The organism is Gilliamella apis (assembly GCF_002142155.1).
In the GTDB taxonomy this organism is placed as follows: domain Bacteria; phylum Pseudomonadota; class Gammaproteobacteria; order Enterobacterales; family Orbaceae; genus Gilliamella; species Gilliamella apis.
Genome location: NZ_NASD01000006.1, coordinates 73,307 through 86,723 on the forward strand (window position 1 = coordinate 73,307; position 13,417 = coordinate 86,723).

At 35.7% G+C, this 13,417-nt stretch carries 8 protein-coding genes; 2 read left to right on the plus strand and 6 right to left on the minus strand.

What is annotated here, in order from left to right; translation table 11 throughout:
* Positions 1–96: 96 nt before the first annotated feature.
* Entirely contained in the window at positions 97–1,893 is a 1,797-nt protein-coding gene (gene lepA, locus B6C84_RS04515) for a translation elongation factor 4 (protein ID WP_086353917.1), read from the plus strand.
* Positions 1,894–1,995: 102 nt separating this feature from the next.
* Here lepA and mukB read toward each other — a convergent pair whose 3' ends face one another.
* The 3 genes from mukB to mukF are packed head-to-tail and all read right to left on the minus strand — an operon-like array spanning position 1,996 to position 8,514.
* On the minus strand, positions 1,996–6,414 hold the full coding sequence (mukB, locus tag B6C84_RS04520) for a chromosome partition protein MukB (RefSeq protein WP_086353918.1): 4,419 nt from the start codon (positions 6,412–6,414) through the stop codon (positions 1,996–1,998).
* Between the two features lie 2 nt (positions 6,415–6,416).
* Positions 6,417–7,148, minus strand: a complete 732-nt coding sequence (gene mukE, locus B6C84_RS04525; RefSeq protein ID WP_081298793.1) for a chromosome partition protein MukE — start codon at positions 7,146–7,148, stop codon at positions 6,417–6,419.
* Positions 7,149–7,191: 43 nt separating this feature from the next.
* On the minus strand, positions 7,192–8,514 hold the full coding sequence (mukF, locus tag B6C84_RS04530) for a chromosome partition protein MukF (protein ID WP_086353907.1): 1,323 nt from the start codon (positions 8,512–8,514) through the stop codon (positions 7,192–7,194).
* A 299-nt stretch (positions 8,515–8,813) separates the two neighbouring features.
* Here mukF and B6C84_RS04535 point away from each other — a divergent pair, with 299 nt between their 5' ends.
* On the plus strand, positions 8,814–9,539 hold the full coding sequence (locus B6C84_RS04535) for a DUF4198 domain-containing protein (RefSeq protein WP_034902283.1): 726 nt from the start codon (positions 8,814–8,816) through the stop codon (positions 9,537–9,539).
* A 50-nt stretch (positions 9,540–9,589) separates the two neighbouring features.
* On the opposite strand, the gene uriT is transcribed toward B6C84_RS04535, so the two are convergent.
* The 3 genes from uriT to rbsK are packed head-to-tail and all read right to left on the minus strand — an operon-like array spanning position 9,590 to position 13,146.
* The gene (gene uriT / locus B6C84_RS04540; protein WP_034902285.1) at positions 9,590–10,978 is read right to left on the minus strand and encodes a uridine transporter UriT; all 1,389 of its coding nucleotides are present in this window, start codon (positions 10,976–10,978) and stop codon (positions 9,590–9,592) included.
* Positions 10,975–11,928 carry a uridine-preferring nucleoside hydrolase UriH gene (gene uriH / locus B6C84_RS04545; protein ID WP_370527995.1) on the minus strand — a complete coding sequence of 318 codons (954 nt, stop codon included), beginning with the start codon at positions 11,926–11,928 and terminating at the stop codon, positions 10,975–10,977. The genes uriT and uriH overlap by 4 nt, the downstream gene beginning before the upstream one ends.
* Positions 11,929–11,952: 24 nt before the next feature.
* Complete coding sequence (gene rbsK, locus B6C84_RS04550; protein WP_086353908.1) at positions 11,953–13,146, minus strand: ribokinase; 1,194 nt, start codon at positions 13,144–13,146, stop codon at positions 11,953–11,955.
* Positions 13,147–13,417 lie beyond the last annotated feature (271 nt).

A 13,417-nucleotide genomic window follows, 5' to 3' on the forward strand; every position in this document is an offset into this window, starting at 1 on the left:
ATTAGCAAGTATGATAATTTGGCCAAACTTGACTTAGAGTTACTCTAACCATTATAGTTCACGCCAACATTTAAGAAAAGTATGGGAGAAATTAACATGAACCCAAATAATATAAGAAATTTTTGTATTATTGCCCATATCGATCACGGTAAATCAACACTGGCAGATAGATTAATTGAGATGACCAATACTGTCTCTGAACGTGATATGAAAGAGCAATTATTAGATAACATGGATCTCGAAAGAGAACGTGGTATTACAATTAAGTTACAAACTGTACGCATGTACTATAAAGCTTCTAATAATATTGAATATGAACTTAATCTCATCGATACCCCTGGACATACTGATTTTAATTATGAAGTTTCACGCAGTTTAGCTGCTTGTGAAGGAGCTTTGTTGCTAGTTGATGCAACCCAAGGCGTACAAGCACAAACAATCGCTAATTTAAAACTGGCTCAAGAGCAGAATTTAACTATTATTCCAGTTATCAATAAAGTCGATATGCCGAATGCGGATGTTGACAGCGTGATTAAAGAAATCGAAGAGTTAGATGGCATAAACTTAGATAAAGTTATTTTAGCTTCAGCTAAAACCGGCGTAGGAGTTGATAATATTTTAGAATCGATCGTTGAAAACATTCCTGCGCCAGAAGGTAATAAAGATAAGCCACTGCAAGCGTTAATCTTTGATTCTCATTATGATGTGTATCGCGGTGTAGTACTACACGTACGCGTTTTTAATGGTGCCATTCATACCGGAATGAAAATTAAAATGCTCAAAAGTGATATTGAGTTCGAAGCATTACAAACGGGCGTATTTTTACCAGCAATGAAAACTGTTGATGTACTTGATGCAGGTGAAGTTGGATATATTTCGACTAATATAAAAATCGTCGCAAATGTCAAAGTCGGTGATACCCTAATTGATCCTAATCACCCAAATACCGAAGCAGTACCTGGTTATAAAGAAGTCAAACCTATGGTTTATGCTGGATTATTTCCAATAAAAAATGAAGACCAAGAAAAATTGAAAGATGCGGTGGAAAAATTATCGCTTAATGATTCGGCTTTCATTTATAAACAAGAAAATTCCATGGCATTGGGGGCTGGTTTTAGGTGTGGTTTTCTCGGTATTTTACATATGGAGATTATTCAAGAAAGACTTGAACGAGAATATGGTATCGAAATTCTCTCTACCTTTCCTAGTGTTGAATACCGTGTAACATTAAAAAATAGTGAAATCATCAATGTTAATAATCCTATGTTGTTACCGAGTTTTGAAAAAATTGACTATATTGAAGAACCATTTATAGATGCAGCAATTATTATTCCTATGGAAAATATTGGCGAAATTATGGAACTTTGTCAGGAAAAACGAGGTATCTACGTCGATATGATTTATCTAAATAATAAAATGGCAGAGTTAACCTTTAAACTGCCAATTTCAGAAATTGCATACAATTTTTATGATTCACTTAAATCGATTACTCATGGCTATGCATCTATAGATTATCGTGATAGAAGCTATATTGCATCGGATTTGGTAAAAATGGATATTTGGTTGAATGATGAGATTGTCGATGCGTTTTCTTTTATTTTACCACGCGATAAAAGCTTTGAACGAGGCAAGCAAATTGTGCAGAAGATGAAACATGTCATTCCACGCAAACTCTACCCAATGCCGGTTCAATCGGTAGTTGAGAATAAAGTTATTGCACGCGAAGATATTCCACCATTACGTAAAAGTGTCACCGGTCGTGGCTATTCAGGCTCTGCATCGAAAAAGAAAAAGATAGCTAAAAATATTAAGGAAAATAAAATTAGACAACGTAAATTTGGTGGTGTTGATATTCCTCAAGAGGCTTTTCATGCTGTGTTGGATATTCATTAATGATGTATGCTAATTGAGGTTTACCATTGCTTACATAATTAATCAACTTAGATAACAATTTCGCCGGCAATTGCCGGCGAAACTGTTTTTAGTCAGTAATAACTAAGCAAAGCCTTTCAATCCAACAACATGTACGTGTTCTTGGTTGTTGATCACTTTACGCACTAATTTATAGGTGGTACCTTTTTCCGGACTGATATTTTCTGGAGCAGCGATAATAAGTTGCATTTCTAATCGTTCACAAAGCTCAAAGAGCGTTGCAATCGATTTAGCATCAAGACGTGCCGCTTCATCTAAGAATAATAAGCGACATGGTGAAATATCCTTATTGCGCAGACGTTTAGACTCTTCTTCCCAACTTTGAATAACCATTAGTAGAATAGACATACCTGTACCAATCGCTTCACCGGTTGATAATGCACCACTTTCAGCGCGTAACCAACCGTCAGCGCCACGATTAACTTCCACATCCATCTCTAAATAGTTTCGATAATCTAGCAACTCTTCACCAATATTTTGTGCAGTTCGTTGCCCCATATCAATATGTGGATTCAAACGTTGATAAAGTTTCGCTAACGCTTCTGAGAAGGTTATACGATTATTACTAAATAGATCCTGATGTTCATTTTGATCATCAGCTAATGCAGCTAATAATGAAGAGTGTGCCTCACGAATACTAACATTCAAACGAACACCATTAACCTGACCAAATGCCACTGCTTGCAATCCTTGATTAAGCATACGTATACGGTTTTGTTCACGTTGTATAGTTTTACGAATAATATTAGCCACACTTTTTGAACTAATAGCCAATTGCTGTTCTCGTGAAGTAAGTTCTTCAGTTAAGCGTGACAACTCAATTTCCATTTGTTCAATGGCTTCAATCGGATCATCAGTTTTGACGATATCTTGGCGAATTCGTTCACGTAAATGTTTATAAACCGCGATATAAAATTGGATTTTACGTTCTGGTCGTTTCGGATCTTCGGATAACCTTAATACATCACGTAAGTGTTCATTATCATTTACCGCTAAACGCAATGAACCAAGTGCCTTATCCGACATAGAACGTAGTTCATCAGCACTGAGATAAGCCAATTCTCGTCGATGTAATCGTCGTTCTACACTGTTTTCTTTAACGAGTCGTAACACTAAACACCAACCAGCTTTTGCTTCAACAACTTGTTCACGTAACTGTTTATAATCACGCAGTGTTTGTGTTAAGCGTTTTTGCATTTGCGTCATTTCGCTTTCACACATAATAAGTTGTTTTTCCAAAGACGTGCATTGTTGGCGATTATTATTTAGTTTTTGATGAATTTCATCACGACGGATACGTGCTCGCTCTTCAGTGATTGCATCCGCTTTAACACCAATTTGTTCGATCTCTTTATGCAATTCATTAAGCATGTCTCGCTTAGTTTCAAATGCACTTTTAAGTGATGCTAATGTTTGATTGTATTGATTATATTTATCTTGATACTGTTGCATTTGACGACGAGCTTCACCTCGTTGTCCTTCAACAACTTCTAATCGAGTACGTAATTTTTCATTGAGATCACTATTTTCATTCAACATACCAGCTGAATCTTCATAGCTAAAATGAGCACGACGTTGCATCACTTCCGTTAAAGCAAAAACTTGTTGGCGAATGGTTTGCTGCTGAGCTTTAACAGTATTGTACTGCTCACGTAATGATTCATTCTGCTCAGGATCACTTTGCAATACTGCAACAATTGGTTCAAGTTCGGCAATAGTATGGCGATGACGACTAACATATTGCGCGGCCTCTTGCGCTTCAGCAACTTGCTCACGGAGATCATCAACCCGATCTGCTAAATCATCATCAGCCAATAAATGCATTTGAGCTACCAATCGATTTACAGTGATTAACTGCTCTTTACAATTTGCAACTTGTTGTTGATTTTGTTTATCAATACTTTCTTGTGCCAAGAGCTGACGTTCGATTTCATTACGTCTTATCGATAACTTTTGCACTTCGGCTTCTGGATCGATATCAAATGCTACAGATAGATATTCACCAATAAACTGCCCAACATTTTGCTCAATACGTTGTAATTTTTGCAGATCAAATGAAATTGTTGCATAACGTTCATGTAGTTCATCGCGTTCTGCCGATAATTTTTCAAGATGAATTTCACGTGCTGCTCGGCCAAATAAAGGTACCTTAGGAAAGCTGGAAAAGCGCCATTGCCGATCACCAGTTTTAACCAATACGGATTTCGTCATCTCTTCACAATCAAAAACACTATCGTCAAATGAAGATGGATCACCTTCGATAAAATAGATATCTTCTGGATAATCTTCTTCACTATTTGTCAGGCTTTCTAGTTGAGCTTTTACCAGTGATAAATCAGGTACCACAATAGCTTGTCTTGATGGACCATATAATGCTGAAAAGTAAGGCGCATCATCAATGGTTACATCTTCATAAATTTCAGAAAGTAATACACCATTAAACCTTTCCGCTAATGTCGATAAACGACCATCATCAACACCACTTGGTTGATTGAGTTGTTCAATTTGTGCATCAAGTTGATTGCGTTTGAAGTTTATTTGATCACGTTGTGTAACTAAAGTGCGTTCCTGTTCAAGCAATTGTTGCATATGTTGCGTGACAGCATGACTGTTAGTAAACGTTTGCTCTGTTTGTTCTTGCAATGCGATAAGTGCATCTTGGGCTTTTAACCATACTGGTGCTTTTTGTCGATAAGCACCAATTTGCGTTTGAATTTGCTCAAGCTCTTGCTTAAATTCAATACGTTTTTCACTTGATTCATTGGCAAGCTCAGCATTTTGGTCTAATTGAACTTCTAGCTCTTGTTTAAATTCATCAAGCTCATCATAATTAAGTTGATGACCAAAACGCTTACAAAATTGAGTTAATAATGATTCAGCTTCTTTTTGCTCAAAAAAGCGTTGCTCTAATTCATCTAATTGCAGTTGTAAATGTTCTGCTTGATCGGCTTGGTAACATTGTGAAGGCCACTGCTTTAATGCTTCTCTAGCGGCACTCCAAGCATCACTGCGCACTACGTCCCCAACTAATTTAACAACTAGTTGATAAGCTCTATCAAATTGATTAATTGCGGCATCAGAAACACTTAGTCTTTGCTCTAATTCTAACAGTTGTTCAGTAACTTCTTTTTGTTTTTCTTCAAAGATTTCAAAATGATTTTCAACATTACTTATACCTAATTTTGGTAATTGGCATAGTTGTTGAGCATTTTTTAAAGCTTGAATAGCTTGTTGGTATTGGATTGCCCGAGTCTGCTGCACATCTAAAGCTTGTTGATAATCAGCTAATTGGGTTTTTATTTCATCAACTTCTTGCTCAGTATGCTCGGCCTGATCACGGTAAGTTTGATACTGTTCATTAGCTTCGAGGACAACTTCATTTTGCTCTTCAAGTTTTAAATTCAGATCATCTAAGTCCGCTTGATAACGGTCTATTTTTTCTTGTTGACGTAAAGCTGTTTGCGCAAGGTTAAGATGATCATTGGCCGCCTGAAGATCCGTTTCTAAATCACTTTGAGCATCTTGATATTCTTTTAATTCTTTTGCCATTTCAACTTGGCGGAATTGATTACTAATCAGCAGATCTTGCGTTTTAAACATGTCACGACGCAATCCTAAAACCGATTCGATATGGACTCTACGTTCATTAGCATGACGCATATAGTCAGCAGCAACGTAGTTGGTAGACTCAGTAATAAGGTGTTTGAATAAATCACGATCCGATTGTGTTACTCGAATAGCTTCAAGTGTCATTCTATTTTCACGTAATGCTGCTTCCATATCTTGGAAGGCTTTTCTGACGCCACTATTTTCCGGCAATAAATAATCACGTAATGATCGTGTAATAGCACTTGAAATCCCCCCATATAGAGAAGCTTCAATCAAGCGATAATATTTACTTCGGTCAGATGAAGAGCGTAACCGTTTCGGTAATATACCAAAATCAAACATGACTGAATGATAATCGGTAATAGAGTTAAATTGTTTAAAAATAACGCCTTCCATTGACTCAATTTTATCTTTTAATTCTGGTAGTGATAAAATTCGAGCCTGTTTATCATTTAAACGTTCCGTTACCAATGCGGTTGGACTAATATTGACTGGTAAACCTTGTATTAAAAAAGGTTTAATATCTACTTTTTTGTCACGCCCTGCTACTTGCTGTAAACGTACACCACAGATAATTCGCTGATTACGAGAGTTGATAACGTCTAGCATAGAGTAACACACACCTGGCTTTAACTTACCATGTAAACCTTTATCTCTAGAACCTGAAGTTGCACCCGCTTCAGTGGTATTTCTAAAATGTAATAAAGTCAAATCAGGAATTAGCGCTGTGACAAATGCAGCCATAGTCGTTGATTTACCTGCGCCATTACCACCTGAAAGCGTGGTAACCAGTTGATCAAGCTCAAAGGTTCGAGCAAAAAAACCGTTCCAGTTAATTAATGTTAATGAGTGAAATTTACCGTGTCCCATCATCATTATTCAATCTCCTCATTAACATCTTCATCTTGTTCTTCACTATTATCATCATCCAAAATAAGTGATGATTCTATTTTAATCGCTTCACCATCACGAATTAAGCGTAATTGCGCTTCTTGCGCATCATCACTACTGCGAACATCAGCGCCAAAGCGGAAAATAGATTCATTTATACGAAAACGACTACTGTCATTACCTACAATAAAAAAGATCATGCCTAGTCGACGTAAGCGATTTAATGCGGTTTTTACTTTATCAAATAGTTTTTGACGATCTAAGTCAGATCCCGTTGAACGTTGATTAACTAATTTCAACAATTTACTTTCATCCGCTAAAGAAACCAACTCATCAAAAAGTTCTTGCAAAGTAAAGATACCTTCATGCGCTAATCGTTCTGGGCTTAAATAGAGATAACACAATACTTTACCCACTAACATGTCTAATTCAGAAAGAACTGAGCGGGGAATTAAAGTGGTTGAACGAGGACGAAGATAAAAAAAGCCTTCTGGTGCGCGAATCAGCTCAACATTATAGCGTTGATAAAACTGTTCAAGTTCAAATTGAAAATCCATCAAAAATGCATGATTGTCCAGCTCATCAATACCAATATGGCGACCTGAGCGTAATAAACTATCTAGTTCAGGGAAAATTGGATTGGCAATAGCTTGAGCCAATTTAACTGGCATATATTTATCTATAGACGCTTGAGAACTTGCAGCAATACGTCCCATGACTTCATCAAGATGATGAGCAGTTTGTTCCATTTCTATATCTTTAGTATCTGTTGATGACATGTGCTTGTACCTTAGCTCCATAATCGTTAATAGGTTTCCATTCGGCAGGAATACCAAGTAAATCACTTTCGGCAATACCTAATCGAATAGCCTGATCAATAAACAATCTTGCAATATCAAAATGCTGTTCTCGAGGGAACTGTGCTAAATAACTATGAATAGCAATACTCATATCAAGTGGTTTATTTTCTTGTTTAAAGATCAATAAATTTTGTTCAATATGTGCAACTATGTGCTCTTGAATTTCTTCAATCATTTCAAATTCGAGTTCGGAAGGTAACTCGCCTGTCACTTCAGCTTCATGTAATGCCAATTCTTCATCACGCATATCCAGTAAACGTTCAGCATTCGCAAAAGTAAGTGACCATGGTGAATCAAAATAGCTTTGGATCGATTTGCGTAATCGTTGAGAAAAAACTCGATTCTTATCTAAATCAATTGCAGTACGAATAAATTTATGAACGTGCCTATCATAACCTATCCATAGGTCTATTGCTTTTTGTCCCCAACCGATGATTCGATCTAATTTACCTTGTAAATCAATAACCACGTTATTAATTTTATCTAACTCAGGATTATCCAAAGTCGCATCTTGTATTAAAAGCAAACTAGCTTGTAATTTATCTCCAGCCGCTGCTAATGTATCTTGTAATTCTCGTAAGGTTTGCGATGTTTCTGTCAGTAAGCCCTCACAGCTACTAATTGCCGCCTGCCAATCTTGACTTAATAATGCAGAAATATTTTGTTTTACATCAGCTTGTTGTTCATCCATCACTCGTTGAGTGATATCAATGCTATCAAAGATCTCAGCTACTGAATATTTTAAAGGTGCGAAAACATTACGATGCCAATGTAAATCATCACCACCTTCAAGAGCAGCATCTGCGGCACGTTTTAATTCTTGTGCAACAATTGAAAGTTGAATTGATAAACGTAAAGTCGAGAATTCTCGTTGACGAATATAGTAATCAGATATACCAATTCCCAAAGGTGTCAATCGATAAATAGAATAACCATCGGTCATTTCGCTAGCAAAACGTGTGATTAAACGCTGGCGTACTAAATCATTAATCGCATTATTAGCACGGACAGTAATAGTATCTTCACTTTGCTCAAAAATGTGTGAAACATGTCGAAAACCATCAATTAATTCAGATTCAGTCATTTCACCATCAAAGCGTTCACTGTTTAATACAGCTATTGCCAACAAAAAGGCTAATCGCTCAACAGGCAAAGCAATCGAAAAATCATTTTTTTTTGCCCAAGAGACCAGTTCTGGCACTGATTGGGAAAAATCCATCATAGTGATTCCTTAATTAAGGATGTTCAGCAAGCCTGACATCTTAAAATAATATGAGAAACACAATATATTGTGTTATGGACAAAATTTTATCGATTATATAACAAATTGTAGTAGTTAAAAATAGCTAAGTTTAGGATTTATTATTAGAAGTAATAATCAATAATTAATTTTTTTAAATACGCTAATTGCCATTACAAAAAACGCAAATTTATTATCTAATTAACATTAGGTTTGAATTGACTTATGTAAATATAAAAATGATAATGATTATCGTTTTCACTTAAAATGTAGAGGTATTTATGCGAAAAGTATTATTATCAATTTTATTGGGGACTTTTATTGGTTTGGTTTCACAATCAGTAATTGCTCATGGTATATGGATTACTAATCGAGTCGATCAAAAACAAATTGTTTTAGGTGAAGGGCCTTTAGACAATGGTTATAAGACTGAAAGTGTAAAAGATGTTAAGGCTTATAATAGTAATTGGTCACTGCTACCGATATCTAAAAAGTCACATGATAATTTTGTGACTATTGAACCGTCAGATCAAACAGCGGTAGTAACGGTTGATTTTGATTATGGCTATTGGACCAAAAATTCAGAAGGTAAGTATGTTAATTTACCCATGAATAAAGTTAAAGGAGCCAGTAATGGCACTCACGCCATAAAATATAGCGTTAATTATTTATCATCCGTTAATAACCCTAAAATGGTTGAAGATATTCCTTTACAAATCGTTCCTTCTGTTGATCCGACAAAATTGAAACGTGGTGATAGTTTACCAATTACTGTGTATAAAGATGGAAAACCACTAGCTAACACAGCAGTTATTGTTGATGTGGTGAATAACTTAGATAAAACAGTGAAAACAGATGATAAAGGTCAAACTACTATTATTGTGCCAAACCAAGGTTTAAACGTTATTGGCGTTGAAATTGGTTTTCCGCTTAAAGATAACCAATTAGCAACACAAGATAAGTTTTTTACCACTCTAGTTTTTACACTAATTCCTGAAGAAGATTAATTTATATACAAAAAACGGGATTATTATCCCGTTTCCTATTAATCATCTGATTAAACTTCAGCATTGATTGGACGAGGTATAAGAAAACTACAAAGTAGAGCTAATACCGTGATCACTAATCCAAGTAACATGCCATTGAAATAACCATCAATTGAGTTACCATTCATCATTTGAATTGCTGGTAATAATGCAAAACTTAAGCCAGCGCCTAAATTAAATGCCCCAGCATTCATACCTGGTAGAAAACCTGGGTTTTCGCTAGGTGATAAAACAACACCTAGGCCATTCAAAATAATATTAGCCATGCCTGCGTAGAAAATACCTAGCACAATAACCCCTACGGATAAAATAGGTAGAGAATGAATGCCATAAAACATAATAACTAAGATGCCAATAACACAGCCCACAAGACCTAATTTTAGCACATTGTTATAACCCATTGTTGGTGCCAATCTTCCAGAAAATGGTCCCACAAACCAACCAATTAAAGCATAAGGAGTTAGAAAAATGAGTGAAGCCCAATCAGCTTCTAATCCAAAGCCAATCTCATGATTTTGAGCAATTGACATAACTAAACCATTAACAATAGCGAAAATACCTGTCATGGTTAAAGTTGTTGTTAATAACAAAGCCCATGTAGCACGTTTTTTCAAATGATTAGTGGTAACAAGCGGTTGTTTATTTCTTTTTTCTACATGCCAAAACAGAATAAAACATAAGATAGCAAACAGAGTTAATCCTACCACAATCAACCAATTTGCGTTACCTAGTTTACCCGCTTCATTAAGTGCAAGTAATAGCGCAGCTATGGTTAGAACAATTAGTAAAACACCTAACCAATCCATTTTGGTGCCTGCCGATGGTTTAGATTCGGAGGCAAAACGATGAACAAAGAAAGTGGAAATTGCGGCAACTATAGCTATAACCCAAAATACAGAACGAAACCCGAAATGAGTAGCAAGTAGACCGCCAGCTATCGCATCAACACCAGCAATACCACCATTTACTGCTGTTATTATTCCCATTAACATACCATACTGTTTAACATCTTTTACTTCAAAACTTAACATTAACAAGCATAGAGGTACGACTGGCCCTGAGACACCTTGAATAATCCTCGCGGCATATAACACTTCAATATTTGGTGCAACAGCAGCTAAAACTGTACCTAATGTCATGATTAATAACATAGCAGTTAAGACTTTTTTTCGCCCTTTTATATCACTTAATCGTGGTAAAAATAATGAAAATAAAGCTGCTGCTGTGAAAAACGAGGTTTGCGATAGCCCAACAGCAGCATCATTAGTTCCTAACTCTTTTGCTATGGTTACTAATACAGGGCTTAACATACTAGCATTAAGTTGGAAAGCAACACATGCAGCAAGCAAAGCCATCATCAGTGTAAATACACTGGATTTATCTTTACTTTTTTCAATCATAGATTAACCTCACCTATTCGTTCTAGGGAGTCAACAATTAAATCCCAAAAACCAGTATGATCAAGTTCAGTTGCAACCTGAGTATGACAACTATCATCAGGAGGGAAACGAAAATCAGCCACGGTCATTCCTAAAGTTAATGTACCTGTCAATTCAATATCAACTGGTACTCGTTTAGTTTTTATTAACTCAGGATTAATAACATAAGCAACAGCGCAAGGGTCATGAACTGGCGGATAAGTAAAACCTTGAGCTTGTTTATACATTTTTCCGAAGAATTCCAACATTTCCAAAACAAATTTAGCTGGTTTTGTTTTTATTGCAGATATTTTTTCAATTACTTCTGGTGTAGCTAATGCTTGATGGGTTAGATCTAATCCAACCATAGTAACTGGCCATTTTTCATTAAATACTATGTGAGCTGCTTCTGGATCTATCTTGATATTAAACTCAGCAACAGCACTCCAGTTGCCAACATGATACCCACCTCCCATCAAAACAACTTCTTTTACTCGTTCAACAATTTTCGGCTCTTTACGTACCGCCATTGCAATATTAGTTAAACCGCCTGTTGGAACTAATGTGACTGTTTTAGGGGGATGTGACATGATGGTATCAATAATTAAATCAATAGCATGCCTTTTATCTAATTGAATTGCCGGTTCAGGTAAAACAGGGCCATCAAGTCCAGAGTCACCATGAATATCCGGTGCCACTTCTACATTTCTAATTAGAGGTCTTACCGCTCCAGCAGCAAAGGGAACATTAGTAATATTAGCGATACGTGCAACAGATAATGCATTACGAGTTACTTTTTCTAATGTTTGGTTACCAACAACCGTAGTTACCGCTAGCAATTCAATATTTGGATTACCATGAGCTAATAAAAGTGCGATAGCATCATCATGACCGGGATCGCAATCAAGGATAATTTTTTTTGGCTGATTCATCATAAATCGGTTCCTCAAGTAAATTTATATATTTGCCATTCGTTTAAGCACATTTTGATGCGATGGCATATTTGATGCACCTTCACGCTCAACGGCTAAAGATGCAAAAGCTGAAGCATAAACTGCTGCTTGATAAAGAGTTTCTCCTTTAGCCAATGAAGCACAAAAAGCTCCATTAAAAGCATCGCCAGCACCAGTTGTATCAACAGGAACAGCTAAGAAAGGCTTAATATGTTGATGATGTTTACCATCATAAATAAGAGAACCTTTACTACCTAAAGTAATAATGACTGTTTGAATACCTAATGAATAAATTTTTTCTGCTGCAAGCTTGGCACTATCGAAATCATTAACTTCAATTCCTGACATTAAACTTGCTTCAGTTTCATTCGGAGTAATAATATAGATATAAGATAATAACTGTTGAATATCTTTAGAATAAGGCGCGGGATTTAACACCACTTTAACCCCCATTGCTTTAGCTAATTTCATTGCATTTAAAACGGCATCAATATTATTTTCAAGTTGAACTAATAGAATATCAGATTGTTTAAGATAACTTTCTAACATTACAATTTCTTTATCAGTAATTGTTAAATTTGCACCAGGATAGATGGCAATCATATTCTCGCCATTCTCTTCAGAAACATAAATGACAGCATTGCCGGTAGGTTCTTTATCTGATTGATACAAAGTAAATGAGTTAATTTTTGATGAAGATAGATGATCATGAGCAAATTGACTAAATTGATCGGTTCCAACTTTTGCGACAAAATGAACTTTTGCATCGGCATGACTTGCAGCAAGTGCTTGATTAGCACCTTTTCCACCTGGACCAATCATACTTTTTTGCGCTAGAATTGACTCACCGCCTTTGGGAAATCTTGCCACTTGTGCAACAATATCAACATTAAATGAACCTAAAATACAAACATTACCGTTCATTCTGTCTCCTCGTTTTTTAAATTTCTGTTTATCATATCTTGTCATTAATGAGGTAATACACTCTTTATCAGTAATATTGCTTACTAATCTATGCCTTTTAATCATGGCTCCACCATAACAACGAATAACTAATAATTGTTTCGCCAGCGTAGAGAGATCTTTTCTAATAGTCTCTTTAGATACTTTAAATATTTCCGAAAAATATTGGACACTACCTTTTTCATGTTTATCTAAGTAATCTAAGATAGCTTTTTGTCTTTCTTCTAAGAACATAAAGTAAACCTCTTGATGATTAATTCAAAGTATAGCTGGATTAAATCATTAAAAGAGTGATAATAATCATAACTTATGAGATAAAACAGAAGCAAACGGAACAAACATAGGTTAAACTCGACTGCTTTAAAAATAGTAAAATTTAATGAAAACTATCCATCTTATTATTGTCACGTCTATTAGTAATAACTATCAGCAAAACAATTATACTTTTGCTATAACTCATAACCCTATATCAAGTTATCATAAAAAATAATAATCTAATTTCGAT

Coding starts and splice junctions, on each gene's coding strand:
- B6C84_RS04535 (WP_034902283.1), top strand. CDS start 8,814: ATGCGAAAAGTATTATTATCAATTTTATTGGGGACTTTTATTGGTTTG.
- mukB (WP_086353918.1), bottom strand. CDS start 6,414: ATGATGGGACACGGTAAATTTCACTCATTAACATTAATTAACTGGAAC.
- mukE (WP_081298793.1), bottom strand. CDS start 7,148: ATGGGACGTATTGCTGCAAGTTCTCAAGCGTCTATAGATAAATATATG.
- uriT (WP_034902285.1), bottom strand. CDS start 10,978: ATGATTGAAAAAAGTAAAGATAAATCCAGTGTATTTACACTGATGATG.
- mukF (WP_086353907.1), bottom strand. CDS start 8,514: ATGATGGATTTTTCCCAATCAGTGCCAGAACTGGTCTCTTGGGCAAAA.
- uriH (WP_370527995.1), bottom strand. CDS start 11,928: ATGAATCAGCCAAAAAAAATTATCCTTGATTGCGATCCCGGTCATGAT.
- lepA (WP_086353917.1), top strand. CDS start 97: ATGAACCCAAATAATATAAGAAATTTTTGTATTATTGCCCATATCGAT.
- rbsK (WP_086353908.1), bottom strand. CDS start 13,146: ATGTTCTTAGAAGAAAGACAAAAAGCTATCTTAGATTACTTAGATAAA.